The following is a 17,146-nucleotide window of genomic DNA, read 5'->3' on the forward strand; positions in this document are numbered from 1 at the left end:
ATGCAGCGCAGGGGCGGCAGGGCGGCGACCTCAGCGCTTACAGGCGGAACTCGTGGCCCAGGTACACTTCCTTCACCAGGTCGTTGGCGAGGATGGTGTCCGAGTCGCCTTCGGCGATCAGTTGGCCGTCGTTGACGATGTAGGCCGTTTCGCAGATGTCCAGGGTCTCGCGGACGTTGTGGTCGGTGATCAGCACGCCGATGCCCTTCGCCTTGAGGTGGTGGATGATCTGCTTGATGTCGCCCACCGAGATCGGGTCCACGCCGGCGAACGGTTCGTCGAGGAGGATGAATTTCGGTGCGGTGGCCAGGGCCCGGGCGATCTCCACGCGACGGCGCTCGCCGCCGGACAGGCTCATGCCGAGGTTGTCGCGGATGTGGCTGATGTGGAACTCCTGCAGCAGGCTTTCCAGTTCCTTGCGCCGGCCGGCCTTGTCGAGCTCCTTGCGGGTCTCGAGGATGGCCATGATGTTGTCGGCCACCGACAGTTTGCGGAAGATCGACGCTTCCTGCGGGAGATAGCCGATGCCGGCCTTGGCGCGGCCGTGCATCGGCTGGTGGCTGACGTCCAGGTCGTCGATCAGGACGCGGCCCTGGTCGGCCTGCACCAGGCCGACGATCATGTAGAAGCAGGTGGTCTTGCCGGCGCCGTTGGGGCCGAGCAGGCCCACGATCTGACCGCTGTCGATGGACAGGCTGACGTCGCGCACGACCTGGCGGCTCTTGTAGCTCTTGGCCAGATGCTGGGCTTTCAGGGTTGCCATTACTGGGCCTTCTGTCCGTCGGTTTTCTGTTTCGGCTGGATCACCATGTCGATCCGCGGACGCGACTCGGTCACCTTGTTGCCGGTGGCGCGACCGGCGCTGGCCAGCTTCTTCACCGTGTCGTAGACGATCTTCTCGCCCTGGGTGGTGTTGCCGTCCTTGTCGATGACCTTGGCGCGGTCGATCAGCACGACGCGGTTCTGCTGCGCGTGGTACTGGATGGTCACGCCGTAGCCCTGGACGGGCTTGGTGTCGCCCTGGGTCTGCAGCTGCTCGAAGTAGGCCAGGTTGCCCACCGAGGTCACGACGTCGATGTCGCCGCTGGTGGCGCGGGTGATGGTCACGGTGTTGCCTTTCACGATCATGGAGCCCTGGGTGATGATCACATCGCCCTTGTAGGTCGCCACGCCGTTCTTGTCGTCGATCTGGGCGTCGTCGGCCTGGATGCGGATCGGCTGCTGGCTATCGTTCGGCAGGGCCCAGGCGCTCGCGCTTCCCAGTGCTGCGCCCAGACTGAGCAAAATAGGGAGGGTTTTAACGAGCCTCATACTGTCCTCTTACGTTCGATAGCAGGTGGATCCTGCTGTCTTTCAGGTACGCTTTCATTCCTTTGCCGGTCGATACGCCGCCAGCGCCGTCAATTCTAACGGGTTGCTCGGTCTGCGCATATTGCTGCTGCGGGAACACTGTCATGCGGGTGGTGGTGATCAGGGTGTCGCGGTTCTTCTCGTCGGTACGCTTGATGCGCACCGAATCGATCAGTTCGACTTCGGTGCCGCCGGGGTTCACTTCGCCGCGTTCGCTGGTGACGTGCCACGGGTACTCTGTGCCGCGGAACATGTTCAGGTCGGGCTTGGTGACCAGGGTGATGTCGGTGGCCTTGACGTGCTCGGCCTTCTGCGACGTCATTTCGTACTGCACCTTGCCGTCTTCCAGGTACTGCAGCGTGTGGGTGTTGGTCGCGTACCAGTCGATCGGGCTTTCCTGGGCCGAGACCGCCGGCTTGTCGAGGAAGCGCTCCGGGCTGATGTTCCAGTAGCCGACTGCGCCGAAGATCGCCGCGATGCAGCAGAACAGCAAGATATTGCGAAACTTTTTGCTAAACATGGTCTGGCTCACAGATATGCGGCGTTGGCGGCATCGAGGCGGCCCTGGGCGCGCAGGATCAATTCGCAGAATTCCCGCGCAGCGCCTTCGCCGCCGCGGGCCTGGGTGACGCCATGGGCATGCTCGCGCACGAACGCGGCGGCGTTGGCCACGGCCATGCCGAGCCCGACGCGGCGGATCACCGGCAGGTCGGGCAGGTCGTCGCCCAGGTAGGCGACCTCTTCATAGCTTAGGCCCAGTTGCTCCAGAAGGCCGTCGAGCACCACGAGTTTGTCCTCGCGGCCCTGGAACAGGTGCGGGATGCCCAGGTTCTTGGCCCGGCGCTCGACCACCGGGGTCTTGCGGCCGCTGATGATCGCGGTCTGGACGCCGGCGTTCATCAGCATCTTGATGCCTTGGCCGTCCAGGGTGTTGAAGGTCTTGAATTCGCTGCCGTCTTCGAGGAAGTACAGGCGGCCGTCGGTGAGGACGCCGTCGACGTCGAACACTGCCAGCTTGATCGGTTTGCCGCGTTGCAGCAGGTCGTTGCTCATTTACATGACTCCTGCGCGCAGCAGGTCGGACAGGTTGAAGGCGCCGACCGGGCGATCCTCCGCGTCCACGACCACCAACGCGTTGATTCGGTTGTCTTCCATGATCTTCAGGGCCTCGGCGGCGAGCATCTCGGCGCGGGCGGTCTTACCGTGCACGGTCATCACCTGGTCGATGATGGCGCTGTGCACGTCGATGTTGCGGTCCAGGGTGCGGCGCAGGTCGCCGTCGGTGAAGATCCCGGCCAGCTTGCCGTCGGCCTCGAGGACGGCGGTCATGCCCAGCCCCTTGCGGCTCATTTCCAGCAGGGCATCCTTGAGCAGGGTGCCGCGCTGCACCTGCGGCAGTTCATTGCCGGCGTGCATGACGTTTTCCACCTTCAACAGCAGGCGACGGCCCAGGGCGCCGCCCGGGTGGGAGAACGCGAAGTCTTCGGCGGTGAAGCCGCGGGCCTCCAGCAGCGCCACCGCCAGGGCGTCGCCCATGACCAGCGCGGCGGTGGTCGAGGAGGTCGGCGCCAGGTTCAGCGGGCAGGCTTCGTGCTCCACCTGCACGTTCAGGTTGACTTCGGCGGCCTTGGCCAGCGGCGACTGAGGATTGCCGGTCACGCTGATCAGCTGGATGCCCAGGCGCTTGATCAACGGCAGCAGGGTGACGATCTCGTTGGTCGAGCCGGAGTTGGACAGGGCCAGGATCACGTCTTCGCGGGTGATCATGCCCATGTCGCCGTGGCTGGCTTCGGCCGGATGGACGAAAAAGGCCGGGGTGCCGGTGCTGGCGAGGGTCGCGGCGATCTTGTTGCCGATGTGCCCGGACTTGCCCATGCCGACCACGACCACACGGCCCTTGCTGGCCAGGATCATCTCGCAGGCGCGCACGAAATCGGCGTCGATGTGGGCCATCAGGCCTTGCACGGCCTGCGCTTCGAGGCGGACGGTGCGTTGTGCCGATTGGATCAGGTCGCTGGATTGGCTCATGTCAGAAATCGTATAGCCCGATGAAAAGGCGGCGATTATAGCGGTTCTGTCGAAAAGCCTCACGCAAGTTCGTCGCGCGTTGCCCTTCGCGGCGGCCGAAACCGTGTGGACGGTGAGGGCAGAGCCCTTCGGCGGGCAAAAAGCGGGGTGGTCGAGACCTTGGGCGCTTGCCCATTGCAATGATATAGTTCGCCGCCAGTTCGGCCTGCCCGGGACGCTTGTGCTTTATTCACCAAGCCTGGCGTCCGAGTGAGAGGCTGCATCGCAAGGAGTTTAGATGAGTGCCGATAACGCCTACGCGGTCGAGCTGAAGGGAGTCTCCTTCAAGCGCGGTGCGCGGAGCATTTTCAATAACGTCGATATCCGCATCCCCCGCGGCAAGGTCACCGGCATCATGGGACCTTCCGGGTGCGGCAAGACCACGCTGCTGCGCCTGATGGGCGCCCAGCTGCGCCCGTCCAAGGGCGAGGTGTGGGTCAACGGCCAGAACCTGCCGAAGCTTTCGCGCAGCGATCTGTTCGATGCCCGCAAGCACATGGGCGTGCTGTTCCAGAGCGGCGCGCTGTTCACCGACCTCGACGTGTTCGAGAACGTCGCCTTCCCGCTGCGCGTCCACACCGACCTTCCGGAAGAGATGATCCGCGACATCGTGCTGCTCAAGCTGCAGGCGGTGGGGCTGCGCGGGGCCATCGAGCTGATGCCTGACGAGCTGTCCGGCGGCATGAAGCGCCGGGTCGCCCTGGCGCGCGCAATCGCCCTGGATCCGCAGATCCTGATGTACGACGAGCCTTTCGTCGGCCAGGATCCGATCGCCATGGGCGTGCTGGTGCGCCTGATCCGCCTGCTCAACGACGCGCTCGGCATCACCAGCATCGTGGTTTCCCACGACCTGGCCGAGACCGCGAGCATCGCCGACTACATCTATGTGGTGGGCGACGGGCAGGTGCTGGGGCAGGGCACGCCGAAGGAGCTGATGGGCTCGGACGACCCGCGCATCCGTCAATTCATGACCGGCGAACCCGACGGCCCGGTTCCGTACCACTTTCCAGCGCCGGATTACCGCGCCGATCTTCTGGGGAAGCGACGCTGATGCGCAGAATTACATTGATGGAGCGCGTGCGCCGCTTCGGTCAGGCCGGCATCGACACCGTCGCGGTGTTCGGCCGTTCGACCCTGTTCCTGTTTCATGCCTTGCTGGGCCGCGGCGGCATCGGCAGCGGCTTCGGCCTGCTGGTCAAGCAGCTGCATTCGGTCGGCGTGATGTCGCTGGTGATCATCGTGGTCTCCGGCATCTTCATCGGCATGGTGCTGGCGCTGCAGGGGTTCAACATCCTGTCCAGCTACGGTTCGGAGCAGGCGGTGGGGCAGATGGTGGCCCTGACGCTGCTGCGCGAGCTGGGGCCGGTGGTGACCGCGCTGCTGTTCGCCGGGCGCGCCGGTTCGGCGCTGACGGCGGAGATCGGCAACATGAAGTCCACCGAACAGCTCTCAAGCCTTGAGATGATCGGCGTCGACCCGCTCAAGTACATCATCGCCCCGCGTCTGTGGGCCGGTTTCATTTCCCTGCCGGTGCTGGCGATGATCTTCAGCGTGGTGGGCATCTGGGGCGGCTCGTGGGTGGCGGTCGACTGGCTGGGGGTCTATGAAGGTTCCTACTGGTCGAACATGCAGAACAGCGTCAGCTTCGGCGACGACGTGCTCAACGGCATCATCAAGAGCGCGGTCTTCGCCTTCGTCGTGACCTGGATCGCCGTATTTCAAGGCTATGACTGCGAACCCACTTCCGAGGGGATCAGCCGTGCCACCACCAAGACCGTGGTATATGCCTCGCTGGCAGTGCTCGGCCTGGACTTTATTCTGACCGCTTTGATGTTTGGAGATTTCTGATGCAAAACCGCACCCTGGAAATCGGTGTCGGCCTGTTCCTGCTGGCAGGGATCCTGGCTTTGCTGCTGCTTGCGTTGCGGGTCAGCGGCCTGTCTCCGACCTCGTCCACCGATACCTACAAGCTTTATGCCTACTTCGACAACATCGCCGGCCTGACGGTCCGGGCGAAAGTGACCATGGCCGGCGTGACCATCGGCAAGGTCACTGCGATCGACCTGGACCGCGACAGCTTCACCGGCCGGGTGACCCTGCAGGTGGACAAAAGCGTCGACAACCTGCCGACCGACTCCACAGCATCTATCCTGACGGCTGGACTGCTGGGCGAGAAGTACATCGGCATCAGCGTGGGCGGGGAAGACACCCGGCTCAAGGATGGCGGGACCATTCACGACACCCAGTCGTCGCTGGTGCTGGAGGATCTGATCGGTAAATTCCTGCTCAATACCGTTAGCAAAGACGCCAAATGAGGAGCTTTCGAATGATCTCTACCTTGCGACGTGGCCTGTTGGTGTTGCTCGCAGCGCTGCCTCTGGCGGCCAACGCCGTGGCGGCGCCTTCGGCGCATGACCTGGTCCAGGACACCACCAACCGGATGCTGGCCGACCTTGCCGCCAACAAAGAGAAGTACAAGCAGGATCCGGCCGACTTCTATGCCGCGCTCAACAGCATCGTCGGCCCGGTCGTGGATGCCGAAGGCATCTCCAAGAGCATCATGACGGTCAAGTACTCGCGCAAGGCCACGCCGGCGCAGATGAAGACCTTCGAGGAGAACTTCAAGCGCGGCCTGTTCCAGTTCTACGGCAACGCCTTGCTGGAGTACAACAACCAGGGCATCACCGTCGATCCGGCCAAGGACGAATCGGGCGACCGCACCAGCGTCGGCATGACCGTCAAGGGCAGCAACGGCGCGATCTACCCGGTCTCCTACACGCTTGAGAAAATCAACGGCGAGTGGAAGCTGCGCAACGTGATCATCAACGGCATCAACATCGGCAAGCTGTTCCGCGACCAGTTCGCCGACGCCATGCAACGCAACGGCAACGACCTGGACAAGACCATCAACGGTTGGGCCGGCGAAGTGGCCAAGGCCAAGCAGAACGCCGAACAGCAAGAGAAGCCAGCGCAATGACCGAGTCGGCCGTTCGTCTGGACCAGGCCAGTGAGCTGCAGCTCAGCGGCGTGCTGGACTACCGCACCGGCCCCGCGCTGCGCGAGCAGGGCCGGGCGCTGATCAAGTCCTGCACGGCGCCGGCGCTGGTGATCGACTGCTCCGAAGTGGAGAAGTCCAGCAGCGTCGGCCTTTCGTTGCTGCTGTGCTTCATCCGCGATGCGAAGGCCGCCGGCAAGGCGGTCAGCATCCGGGCGATGCCCGAAGACATGCGCGAAATCGCCCAGGTCAGCGAGCTGACCGAGCTGTTGGCGCAACCCTGAACCCGCATCGACGAGAAAGCCCCCCGTCAGAGTCCTGCGCCGCGGGGTTCGCAGGCGCGGGGCTTTTTTGTATGATGTCCGACCCGCGCGCACAGGGCGCCGATTGAGGTTGAGCATGCAGGCCGTAGAAGTGAAGAGCTTCCTTGAAGGAAAGCTGCCAGGAACGCAGGTGGAAGTCGAAGGCGAAGGCTGCAACTTCCAGTTGAACGTGATTAGCGATGAACTGGCGGCATTGAGTCCGGTCAAGCGTCAGCAGAGCATCTATGCCCATTTGAACCCATGGATCGCCGATGGCAGCATCCACGCGGTCACTATGAAATTTTTCAGCAGCGCGGCCTGGGCCGAGCGCACCTGAGCCTTAGGGCGTCGAGATTCTTATGGATAAATTGATTATTACCGGCGGCGCACGCCTTGACGGCGAGATCCGGATCTCCGGGGCGAAGAACTCCGCCCTGCCGATCCTGGCCGCCACCCTGCTGTGCGACGGCCCGGTCACCGTGGGCAACCTGCCGCACCTGCACGACATCACCACCATGATCGAGCTGTTCGGCCGCATGGGCATCGAGCCTGTGATCGACGAAAAGCTGAGCGTGGAAATCGACCCGCGCACCATCAAGACCCTGATCGCCCCGTACGAGCTGGTCAAGACCATGCGTGCGTCGATCCTGGTGCTGGGCCCGATGGTCGCCCGTTTCGGTGAAGCCGAAGTCGCGCTGCCGGGCGGTTGCGCCATCGGTTCGCGTCCGGTCGACCTGCACATCCGCGGCCTGGAGGCCATGGGCGCGGTCATCGACGTCGAAGGCGGCTACATCAAGGCCAAGGCGCCTGAAGGCGGCCTGCGCGGCGCGCACTTCTTCTTCGACACCGTCAGCGTGACCGGCACCGAGAACATCATGATGGCCGCTGCCCTGGCCAAGGGCCGCAGCGTGCTGCAGAACGCCGCCCGCGAACCAGAAGTGGTGGACCTGGCGAACTTCCTGAACGCCATGGGCGCCAAGGTTTCCGGCGCCGGCACCGACACCATCACCATCGATGGCGTCGAGCGCCTGGCCCCGACCTTCTACAAGGTCATGCCTGACCGCATCGAGACCGGCACCTACCTGGTGGCCGCCGCCGTCACCGGCGGGCGCGTGAAGGTCAAGGACACCGATCCGACCATCCTCGAAGCCGTCCTGGAAAAACTGCGCGAGTCCGGCGCCGAGATCACCAGCGGCGAAGACTGGATCGAGCTGAACATGCACGGCAAGCGGCCGAAGGCGGTCAACGTGCGCACTGCGCCGTACCCGGCGTTCCCGACCGACATGCAGGCGCAGTTCATCTCGCTCAACGCCATCGCCGAAGGCACAGGCGCCGTGATCGAGACGATCTTCGAAAACCGTTTCATGCACGTGTACGAACTGCACCGCATGGGCGCCAAGATCCAGGTCGAAGGCAACACCGCCATCGTGACCGGCACCGAGATCCTCAAGGGCGCACCGGTCATGGCGACCGACCTGCGGGCCTCGGCCAGCCTGGTGATCTCGGCCCTGGTGGCCGACGGCGACACCCTGATCGACCGCATCTACCACATTGACCGTGGCTACGAGTGCATCGAAGAGAAACTGCAGATGCTGGGCGCCAAGATCCGCCGCGTTCCGGGCTAGTCCTGCATCCGGACACAGGGAGGTGTCCACCGAGTTCGTTTTTGGTCGAGGGCTGCCGTTCCGTTCGGGACAAGCCCTCGATGTGTGTCCGGCGCCGATCGCGTCCGGGCATGAGTACCTTGATAAGGACTGACGCTACCCATGTTGACCATCGCACTGTCCAAGGGCCGCATCCTTGACGACACCCTGCCGCTTCTGGCCGAAGCGGGCATCGTGCCGACCGAGAATCCGGACAAGAGCCGCAAGCTGATCATCCCCACGACCCAGGAAGACGTCCGTCTGCTGATCGTGCGCGCCACCGACGTGCCGACCTATGTCGAGCATGGCGCGGCCGACCTCGGTGTGGCCGGCAAGGACGTGCTGATGGAATACAGCGGCCAGGGCCTGTACGAGCCGCTGGACCTGCAGATCGCCCAATGCAAGCTGATGACCGCCGGCAAGGTCGGCGCCGCCGAACCCAAGGGCCGCCTGCGGGTGGCGACCAAGTTCGTCAACGTCGCCAAGCGCTACTACGCCGAGCAGGGCCGTCAGGTCGACATCATCAAGCTGTACGGCTCGATGGAGCTGGCGCCGCTGATCGGTCTGGCGGACAAGATCATCGACGTGGTCGACACCGGCAACACCCTGCGCGCCAACGGCCTGGAGCCCCAGGAACTGATCGCCACGATCAGCTCGCGCCTGGTGGTCAACAAGGCTTCGATGAAGATGCAACACGCCCGGATCCAGGCGTTGATCGATACCCTGCGCAAGGCAGTGGAATCGCGACACCGCGGCTGATGTACCCGCGCGGCCTCCGGCTGCGCCCGTCTATCCGCCTCATAGCCAGAATCTCAGGTGCCCAAGCGGAACGACTGCTAAGTTAGGGCGCCTGAGTTTTCGCCAATCCTATGAGGCTCTCGCTATGACCGCACCGACTGCAATTCGCCGACTCAACGCTGCTGACCCGGATTTCGCGCATCATCTGGATCATCTGCTGAGCTGGGAAAGCGTGTCCGACGACTCGGTCAATCAGCGGGTGCTGGACATCATCAAGGCCGTGCGCGAGCGCGGCGACGAGGCGCTGGTCGAGTTCACCCGCCAGTTCGACGGCGTGGACGCCGCCTCGATGGCGGACCTGATCCTGCCGCGCGAGCGCCTGGAACTGGCCCTGACCCGCATCACCCCGGTCCAGCGCGAGGCGCTGGAAAAAGCCGCGGCACGGGTGCGCAGCTACCACGAACGGCAGAAGCAGGATTCCTGGAGCTACACCGAGGCCGACGGCACCGTGCTCGGCCAGAAGGTCACGCCGTTGGACCGCGCCGGCCTGTACGTGCCGGGCGGCAAGGCGTCGTACCCGTCGTCGGTGCTGATGAACGCGATCCCGGCCAAGGTGGCCGGCGTCGGCGAAGTGGTCATGGTGGTGCCGACCCCGCGCGGCGAGGTCAATGAGTTGGTGCTGGCCGCCGCGTGCATCGCCGGGGTCGACCGGGTGTTCACCATCGGCGGCGCCCAGGCTGTCGCCGCACTGGCCTACGGCACCCAAAGCGTGCCGCAGGTGGACAAGGTGGTCGGCCCCGGCAACATCTACGTGGCCACCGCCAAGCGTCACGTGTTCGGCCAGGTCGGCATCGACATGATCGCCGGCCCTTCGGAAATCCTCGTGGTGTGCGACGGCCAGACCGATCCGGACTGGATCGCCATGGACCTGTTCTCCCAGGCTGAGCACGACGAAGACGCCCAGGCGATCCTGGTCAGCCCCGATGCACAGTTCCTCGACAAGGTGGCCGCCAGCATCGACAAGCTGCTGCCGACCATGGACCGCGCCGCCATCATCGAGACCTCGATCAACGGCCGCGGTGCGCTGATTCAGGTGCGCGACATGGCCCAGGCCATCGAAGTCGCCAACCGCATCGCGCCGGAGCACCTTGAGCTGTCGGTCGCCGACCCGCAGGCCTGGCTGCCGCAGATCCGCCACGCCGGCGCGATCTTCATGGGCCGCCACACCTCCGAAGCGCTGGGCGACTACTGCGCAGGCCCCAACCACGTTCTGCCGACCTCCGGCACGGCGCGGTTCTCCTCGCCGCTGGGCGTGTACGACTTCCAGAAACGCTCGTCGATCATCTTCTGCTCCGAGGCCGGCGCCTCCGAGCTGGGTAAGACCGCATCGGTGCTGGCCCGTGGCGAATCCCTGAGCGCCCACGCGCGCAGCGCCGAATACCGCATCCTCGATGAACAGCAGGGGAACTGAGACATGAGCAAATTCTGGAGCCCGTTCGTCAAGGATCTGGTGCCTTACGTGCCCGGCGAACAACCGAAGCTGGCCAAACTGGTCAAGCTCAACACCAACGAAAACCCGTACGGCCCGTCGCCCAAGGCGCTGGCCGCGATGCAGACCGAACTCAACGACAACCTGCGCCTGTACCCGGACCCCAACAGCGACCTGCTGAAAAACGCCGTGGCCGACTATTACGGCGTGCAAGCCAACCAGGTGTTCCTCGGCAACGGCTCGGACGAGGTGCTGGCGCACGTCTTCCACGGCTTGCTGCAGCACGACAAGCCGCTGCTGTTCCCGGACATCAGTTACAGCTTCTATCCGGTGTACGCCGGGCTGTACGGCATCGGGTTCGAGGCAGTGCCGCTGGACGCGCAGTTCCAGATCGACCCGGCGGACTACGCCAGGCCCAACGGCGGGATCATCTTCCCCAACCCGAACGCCCCGACCGGCTGCCTGCTGGCGCTGGACGCGGTCGAGCGGATCCTCAAGGCCAATCCGGATTCGGTGGTCGTGGTGGACGAGGCCTACATCGACTTCGGCGGCGAAACGGCCATCAGTCTGGTGAACCGTTATCCGAACCTGCTCGTCACCCAGACCCTCTCCAAGTCACGCTCGCTGGCGGGGCTGCGGGTCGGGCTGGCGGTGGGGCATCCGGAGCTGATCGAGGCGCTGGAGCGGATCAAGAACAGCTTCAACTCCTACCCGCTGGACCGGATGGCGAATGTCGGCGCTGCCGCGGCCTTCGAGGACCGCGAGTACTTCGACAAGACCTGCCGCCTGGTGATCGAGAGCCGGGAATGGGTGACCGCGCAGTTGCAGGCCAAGGGCTTTGAAGTGCTGCCGTCGGCGGCCAACTTCATCTTCGCCCGCCATCCGCAGCACGACGCGGCGGGGCTGGCGGCCAAGCTGCGGGAGCAGGGCGTGATCGTGCGCCACTTCAAGCAGGAGCGGATCGCCCAGTTCCTGCGCATCTCCATCGGCACGCCGGAGCAGAACCAGGCGCTGATCGAGGGTCTCGGCGAGCTGTGACAGCCTGCTGAGCCTATAAAAAGGCCGGCACCTCGGTTGAAGGTGCCGGCCTTTTTTCATCATGCCTTGCGGCGCTTCGGCTGACGCCATCGCCAGCAGGCTGGCTCCCACCGTGTTCTGCGGTGAACACAGCGGCTGGGACCTATCCAGATCCCCTGTGGGAGCCAGCCTGCTGGCGATTGGATGGGTCAGTTCTCTTCCTGTTCCTTGACCGGTGCCGGCGGCGGACGCAGGCCGATTTCCGCGGTCAGCTTCAGTTCCTTGCCGTTGCGCATCACCTGGATCGTGACTTTGTCGGTCGGTTTGATCCGCGCCACCTGGTTCATCGATTTGCGGCCGTCACCGGCCGGTTCGCCGTCGATGCTCAGGATCACGTCGCCCAGTTGCAGGCCGGCCTTCTGCGCCGGGCCGTCGCGGAAGATCCCCGCCACCACGATGCCCGGACGGCCGGACAGGCCGAACGACTCCGCCAGTTCCTGGGTCAGCGGCTGCACCTCGATGCCCAGCCAGCCACGGATGACCTGGCCGTGCTCGATGATCGACTTCATGACCTCCATCGCCAGCTTCACCGGGATCGCGAAGCCGATGCCCTGGGAGCCGCCGGACTTGGAGAAGATCGCCGTGTTGATGCCGGTGAGGTTGCCGTTGGCGTCCACCAGGGCGCCGCCGGAGTTGCCGGGGTTGATGGCCGCGTCGGTCTGGATGAAGTCTTCGTAGTTGTTCAGGCCCAGCTGATTGCGCCCGGTGGCGCTGATGATGCCCATGGTCACGGTCTGGCCGACGCCGAACGGGTTGCCGATGGCCAGGGCGACGTCGCCGATGCGGATGTTGTCGGAGCGGCCCACGGTGATCGCCGGCAGGTTCTTCAGGTCGATCTTGAGCACCGCCAGGTCAGTCTCGGGATCGCTGCCGATGACCCGGGCCAGGGTCTCGCGGCCGTCCTTGAGGGCCACGACGATCTGGTCGGCGCCGCTGGTGACGTGGTTGTTGGTCAGGATGAAGCCTTCCGGGCTCATGATCACGCCGGAGCCCAGGCTCGACTCCATGCGCTTCTGCTTGGGCGAGTTGTCGCCGAAGAAGCGGCGGAACTGCGGGTCGTCGAACAGCGGATGGGCCGGTTTGGCGATGACTTTGGTGGTGTACAGGTTGACCACCGACGGCGCGGCGATGGTCACGGCGTCGGCGTAGGTCACCGGCCCCTGCTGGATGCTGGTGGTCTGCGGGGCTTGCTGCAGGTTGACGTCGAGGCTCGGGAGCCCGACCCACTGCGGGTAACGCTGGATGATCAACAGAGCGATAAGCACGCCGGCCAACAGCGGCCAGCCGAAAAAACGCAGCGCCTTGAGCATTAAGCACGTCCTGGAAAAGTTGCAGGCGGGGTCGGACCGCCCATAATGTCGCGCATTATACGAGGCCGCGCGCGCCTCTGAACGGATATTTAGGAGTCTTTCATGGCCGTCGCCCTGAGCACCCTGGTCGAGGAAGCCGACCGTTACCTCGGCAGTTCGAAAATCGCCGATTACTGCCCCAACGGCCTGCAGGTCGAGGGCCGGCCGCAGGTGATGCGCATCGTCAGCGGCGTCACCGCCAGCCAGGCGCTGCTCGACGCCGCCGTCGAAGCCGAGGCGGACCTGGTGCTGGTGCACCACGGCTACTTCTGGAAGGGCGAGAACCCCTGCGTCACCGGCATGAAGCAGCGCCGCCTCAAGACCTTGCTCAAGCACGACATCAGCCTGCTGGCCTACCACCTGCCGCTGGACCTGCATCCGGACGTCGGCAACAACGTGCAGTTGGCCCGTCAGCTGGACATCACCGTCGAAGGGCCGCTGGATCCGGACAACCTGAAGGTCGTCGGCCTGGTCGGCTCGCTCAGCGAACCGGCGACGCCGCGGGATTTCGCCCGGCGGGTGCAGGAGGCCATGGGCCGCGAGCCGCTTTTGGTCGAAGGCAGCGCGATGATCCGGCGGGTCGGCTGGTGCACCGGCGGCGGCCAGGGCTACATCGACCAGGCCATCGCCGCCGGGGTCGACCTGTTCCTCAGCGGCGAAGCCTCGGAACAGACCTTCCACAGCGCCCGGGAGAACGGCATCAGCTTCATCGCCGCCGGCCACCACGCCACCGAACGCTACGGCGTGCAGGCGCTGGGCGAGTACCTGGCCAGGCGGTTCGCCCTGGAGCACATCTTCATCGATTGCCCGAACCCCATCTGAAACCGGCGGGGAGGCTGCGGGAGCGGGCTGCCTGACATGCCGATGCCGGATGTGCCGCCGTCATCGCCAGCAGGCTGGCTCCCACAATGTCATGCACGGCACGGAACATGTGGAACCGGCCTGCTGGCGACAGCGTCGCTGAAGGCGTCGTTCAGGCCGAACCGACGGGCATATTCATATGCCCTTTCGATCTAGTTGGCGCCCTGATTAGAAGCAGGGCGCTGTGCTAGGATTCGGCCCTCGAACACGGCCCGCTGGCCGTTCATAAGAAAGCTTTCGTGAGTAGCCATGGTCGACAAACTGACGCATCTGAAACAGCTGGAGGCGGAAAGCATCCACATCATCCGCGAGGTGGCCGCCGAGTTCGACAATCCGGTGATGCTGTACTCCATCGGCAAAGATTCCGCCGTGATGCTGCACCTGGCACGCAAGGCGTTCTTCCCGGGCAAGCTGCCGTTTCCGGTGATGCACGTCGACACCCAATGGAAGTTCCAGGAGATGTACAGGTTCCGCGACCGCATGGTCGAGGAAATGGGCCTGGACCTGATCACCCACGTCAACCCGGAAGGCGTGGCGCAGGGCATCAACCCGTTCACCCACGGCAGCGCCAAGCACACCGACATCATGAAGACCCAGGGCCTCAAGCAGGCGCTGGACAAGCACGGCTTCGACGCGGCCTTCGGCGGCGCCCGCCGCGATGAAGAGAAATCCCGCGCCAAGGAGCGCGTGTACTCGTTCCGCGACAGCAAGCACCGCTGGGATCCGAAGAACCAGCGTCCGGAGCTGTGGAACGTCTACAACGGCAAGGTCAACAAGGGCGAGTCGATCCGTGTCTTCCCGCTGTCGAACTGGACCGAGCTGGACATCTGGCAGTACATCTACCTCGAAGGCATCCCGATCGTGCCGCTGTATTTCGCCGCCGAGCGCGAAGTGATCGAGAAGAACGGCACGCTGATCATGATCGACGACGACCGTATCCTCGAACACCTGAGCGACGAGGAGAAGGCACGCATCGTCAAGAAGAAAGTGCGTTTCCGTACCCTTGGCTGCTACCCGTTGACGGGCGCGGTGGAGTCCGAGGCCGAAAGCCTGACGGACATCATTCAGGAAATGCTGCTGACGCGGACTTCCGAGCGCCAGGGCCGGGTCATCGACCACGATGGCGCAGGCTCGATGGAAGACAAGAAACGTCAGGGCTATTTCTAATTAGGGTCGAACCATGTCGCACCAATCCGATTTGATCAGCGAGGACATCCTCGCCTACCTGGGCCAGCACGAACGCAAAGAGCTGCTGCGCTTTCTGACCTGCGGCAATGTCGATGACGGCAAGAGCACCCTGATCGGGCGCCTGCTGCACGACTCCAAGATGATCTACGAAGATCACCTGGAAGCGATCACCCGCGACTCGAAGAAGGTCGGCACCACCGGTGACGACATCGACCTGGCGCTGCTGGTCGACGGCCTGCAGGCCGAGCGCGAGCAGGGCATCACCATCGATGTCGCCTACCGCTACTTCTCCACCGCCAAGCGCAAGTTCATCATCGCCGACACCCCGGGCCACGAGCAGTACACCCGCAACATGGCCACCGGCGCGTCCACCTGCGACCTGGCGATCATCCTGGTCGACGCCCGCTACGGCGTGCAGACCCAGACCCGCCGCCACAGCTTCATCGCGAACCTGTTGGGCATCAAGCACATCGTCGTCGCCGTCAACAAGATGGACCTGAAGGACTTCGACCAGGGCGTGTTCGAGTCGATCAAGGCCGACTACCTGCAGTTCGCCGAAGGCCTGAAGATGAAGCCGTCGAGCATGCACTTCGTGCCGATGTCCGCGCTCAAGGGCGACAACGTGGTGAACAAGTCCGAGCGTTCGCCGTGGTACACCGGCCAGTCGCTGATGGAAATCCTCGAGACCGTGGAAGTGGCGGGCGACCGCAACTTCACCGACCTGCGTTTCCCGGTGCAGTACGTCAACCGTCCGAACCTGAACTTCCGCGGTTTCGCCGGCACCCTGGCCAGCGGCATCGTGCACAAGGGCGACGAAGTCGTGGTGCTGCCGTCGGGCAAGAGCAGCCGCGTCAAATCCATCGTCACCTTCGAGGGCGAGCTGGAGCACGCAGGTCCAGGCCAGGCCGTGACCTTGACCATGGAAGACGAGATCGACATCTCCCGCGGCGACCTGCTGGTGCATGCCGACAACGTGCCGCCGGTCACCGACAGCTTCGAGGCGATGCTGGTGTGGATGGCCGAAGAGCCGATGCTGCCGGGCAAGAAGTACGACATCAAGCGCGCCACCAGCTACGTGCCGGGCTCGATCGCCAGCATCGTCCACAAGGTGGACGTGAACACGCTGGAGGAAGGTTCGGCGAGCGCGTTGCAGCTCAATGAGATCGGCAAGGTGAAGATCGCCCTCGATGCGCCGATCGCCCTGGACGGCTACGACAGCAACCGCACCACCGGCGCGTTCATCGTCATCGACCGCTTGACCAACGGCACCGTCGGCGCCGGCATGATCGTCGCCCAGCCGGTGAGCCACGGCACCGCCACGCAGCACGGCAAGTTGGCCCATGTAGCGACCGAGGAGCGCGCCCAGCGCTTCGGCCAGCAGCCGGCCACCGTGTTGTTCAGCGGCCTTTCCGGCGCGGGCAAGAGCACGCTGGCCTATGCGGTCGAGCGCAAGCTGTTCGACATGGGCCGTGCGGTGTTCGTGCTGGACGGCCAGAACCTGCGCCATGACCTGAACAAGGGCTTGCCGCAGGACCGTGCCGGCCGCACCGAGAATTGGCGCCGAGCCGCCCATGTGGCGCGTCAGTTCAACGAAGCCGGCCTGCTGACCCTGGCCGCGTTCGTCGCGCCGAGCGCCGAAGGGCGCGAGCAGGCGAAGGATCTGATCGGCAAGGAGCGTCTGCTGACGGTCTATGTCCAGGCATCGCCGACCGCCTGCGCCGAGCGTGATCCGCAGGGCCTGTACGCGGCGGGTGGCGACAACATTCCGGGCGAGTCCTTCCCGTATGACGTGCCGCTGGATGCCGACCTGGTGGTCGATACCCAGTCCGTGTCGCTGGAAGAGGGCGTCAAGCTCGTGCTGGATCTGCTGCGCAGCCGCGGCGCGATCTGAGCCTTGGCCTGAAACGCAAAGCCCGCCGATGAGCGATCATCGGCGGGCTTTTCGTTTGGGCTGTCCTGATCTCCTGATTCTGCGGGGCTTGGACCGACGTCATCGCCAGCAGGCTGGCTCCCATAGAGGATTCGGCTGAATGCAGAGCCTGCGGCCAACGCAATCCATGTGGGAGCCAGCCTGCTGGCGATGGCGC

19 protein-coding genes are annotated in these 17,146 nt (G+C 64.5%); 13 read left to right on the forward strand and 6 right to left on the reverse strand.

All coding sequences use genetic code 11. The annotated features are described in order from the left end of the window. Positions 1-37: 37 nt before the first annotated feature. The 5 genes from lptB to CAG33_RS11305 are packed head-to-tail and all read right to left on the reverse strand — an operon-like array spanning position 38 to position 3,378. Positions 38-763, reverse strand: a complete 726-nt coding sequence (gene lptB, locus CAG33_RS11285; RefSeq protein ID WP_085578601.1) for an LPS export ABC transporter ATP-binding protein — start codon at positions 761-763, stop codon at positions 38-40. Beyond that, positions 763-1,311 carry a lipopolysaccharide transport periplasmic protein LptA gene (gene lptA, locus CAG33_RS11290; RefSeq protein WP_085578603.1) on the reverse strand — a complete coding sequence of 183 codons (549 nt, stop codon included), beginning with the start codon at positions 1,309-1,311 and terminating at the stop codon, positions 763-765. The genes lptB and lptA overlap by 1 nt, the downstream gene beginning before the upstream one ends. Next, a complete protein-coding gene (gene lptC, locus CAG33_RS11295; protein ID WP_085578605.1) occupies positions 1,298-1,870 on the reverse strand; it encodes an LPS export ABC transporter periplasmic protein LptC in 573 nt (190 codons plus the stop codon). Before lptC ends, lptA begins: the two co-directional genes overlap by 14 nt. An 8-nt stretch (positions 1,871-1,878) precedes the next feature. After that, positions 1,879-2,403, reverse strand: a complete 525-nt coding sequence (locus CAG33_RS11300; protein ID WP_085578607.1) for an HAD family hydrolase — start codon at positions 2,401-2,403, stop codon at positions 1,879-1,881. After that, positions 2,404-3,378 (reverse strand): KpsF/GutQ family sugar-phosphate isomerase, encoded by a 975-nt coding sequence (locus CAG33_RS11305; protein WP_085631690.1) that lies wholly within the window; start codon positions 3,376-3,378, stop codon positions 2,404-2,406. Positions 3,379-3,655: 277 nt separating this feature from the next. Here CAG33_RS11305 and CAG33_RS11310 point away from each other — a divergent pair, with 277 nt between their 5' ends. The 10 genes from CAG33_RS11310 (at position 3,656) to hisC (ending at position 11,622) form a co-directional block, all read left to right on the forward strand. Then, entirely contained in the window at positions 3,656-4,468 is an 813-nt protein-coding gene (locus CAG33_RS11310) for an ATP-binding cassette domain-containing protein (RefSeq protein ID WP_085578611.1), read from the forward strand. Beyond that, the gene (mlaE, locus tag CAG33_RS11315) at positions 4,468-5,265 is read left to right on the forward strand and encodes a lipid asymmetry maintenance ABC transporter permease subunit MlaE (protein ID WP_085578613.1); all 798 of its coding nucleotides are present in this window, start codon (positions 4,468-4,470) and stop codon (positions 5,263-5,265) included. The genes CAG33_RS11310 and mlaE overlap by 1 nt, the downstream gene beginning before the upstream one ends. Further along, positions 5,265-5,732 carry an outer membrane lipid asymmetry maintenance protein MlaD gene (gene mlaD, locus CAG33_RS11320; protein ID WP_085578615.1) on the forward strand — a complete coding sequence of 156 codons (468 nt, stop codon included), beginning with the start codon at positions 5,265-5,267 and terminating at the stop codon, positions 5,730-5,732. The genes mlaE and mlaD overlap by 1 nt, the downstream gene beginning before the upstream one ends. Before the next feature lie 11 nt (positions 5,733-5,743). Continuing rightward, positions 5,744-6,394 carry a phospholipid-binding protein MlaC gene (locus tag CAG33_RS11325; protein ID WP_085631688.1) on the forward strand — a complete coding sequence of 217 codons (651 nt, stop codon included), beginning with the start codon at positions 5,744-5,746 and terminating at the stop codon, positions 6,392-6,394. Further along, positions 6,391-6,696 (forward strand): lipid asymmetry maintenance protein MlaB, encoded by a 306-nt coding sequence (locus tag CAG33_RS11330; RefSeq protein ID WP_085578619.1) that lies wholly within the window; start codon positions 6,391-6,393, stop codon positions 6,694-6,696. Before CAG33_RS11325 ends, CAG33_RS11330 begins: the two co-directional genes overlap by 4 nt. Before the next feature lie 115 nt (positions 6,697-6,811). After that, complete coding sequence (locus CAG33_RS11335) at positions 6,812-7,051, forward strand: BolA family protein (RefSeq protein ID WP_007953556.1); 240 nt, start codon at positions 6,812-6,814, stop codon at positions 7,049-7,051. Between the two features lie 22 nt (positions 7,052-7,073). Then, entirely contained in the window at positions 7,074-8,339 is a 1,266-nt protein-coding gene (murA, locus tag CAG33_RS11340) for a UDP-N-acetylglucosamine 1-carboxyvinyltransferase (protein WP_085578621.1), read from the forward strand. A gap of 141 nt (positions 8,340-8,480) precedes the next feature. Next, entirely contained in the window at positions 8,481-9,116 is a 636-nt protein-coding gene (hisG, locus tag CAG33_RS11345) for an ATP phosphoribosyltransferase (protein ID WP_085578623.1), read from the forward strand. Positions 9,117-9,240: 124 nt separating this feature from the next. Beyond that, positions 9,241-10,566 (forward strand): histidinol dehydrogenase, encoded by a 1,326-nt coding sequence (gene hisD, locus CAG33_RS11350; protein ID WP_085638423.1) that lies wholly within the window; start codon positions 9,241-9,243, stop codon positions 10,564-10,566. A gap of 3 nt (positions 10,567-10,569) precedes the next feature. Then, positions 10,570-11,622, forward strand: a complete 1,053-nt coding sequence (gene hisC, locus CAG33_RS11355; RefSeq protein WP_085638426.1) for a histidinol-phosphate transaminase — start codon at positions 10,570-10,572, stop codon at positions 11,620-11,622. 188 nt (positions 11,623-11,810) lie between these two features. On the opposite strand, the gene algW is transcribed toward hisC, so the two are convergent. After that, the gene (gene algW, locus CAG33_RS11360) at positions 11,811-12,971 is read right to left on the reverse strand and encodes a Do family serine endopeptidase AlgW (protein ID WP_085578629.1); all 1,161 of its coding nucleotides are present in this window, start codon (positions 12,969-12,971) and stop codon (positions 11,811-11,813) included. Between the two features lie 102 nt (positions 12,972-13,073). Between algW and CAG33_RS11365 the strand changes: the two genes are divergently transcribed. From CAG33_RS11365 to cysN, 3 genes are all read left to right on the forward strand, one after another. Next, entirely contained in the window at positions 13,074-13,832 is a 759-nt protein-coding gene (locus CAG33_RS11365; protein ID WP_085578631.1) for a Nif3-like dinuclear metal center hexameric protein, read from the forward strand. A 288-nt stretch (positions 13,833-14,120) separates the two neighbouring features. Beyond that, the gene (cysD, locus tag CAG33_RS11370; RefSeq protein WP_085578633.1) at positions 14,121-15,038 is read left to right on the forward strand and encodes a sulfate adenylyltransferase subunit CysD; all 918 of its coding nucleotides are present in this window, start codon (positions 14,121-14,123) and stop codon (positions 15,036-15,038) included. Positions 15,039-15,051: 13 nt separating this feature from the next. After that, a complete protein-coding gene (cysN, locus tag CAG33_RS11375) occupies positions 15,052-16,950 on the forward strand; it encodes a sulfate adenylyltransferase subunit CysN (RefSeq protein ID WP_085578635.1) in 1,899 nt (632 codons plus the stop codon). Positions 16,951-17,146 lie beyond the last annotated feature (196 nt).

This window comes from Pseudomonas sp. B3(2017), assembly GCF_002113595.1.
Classification (GTDB): domain Bacteria; phylum Pseudomonadota; class Gammaproteobacteria; order Pseudomonadales; family Pseudomonadaceae; genus Aquipseudomonas; species Aquipseudomonas ekonensis.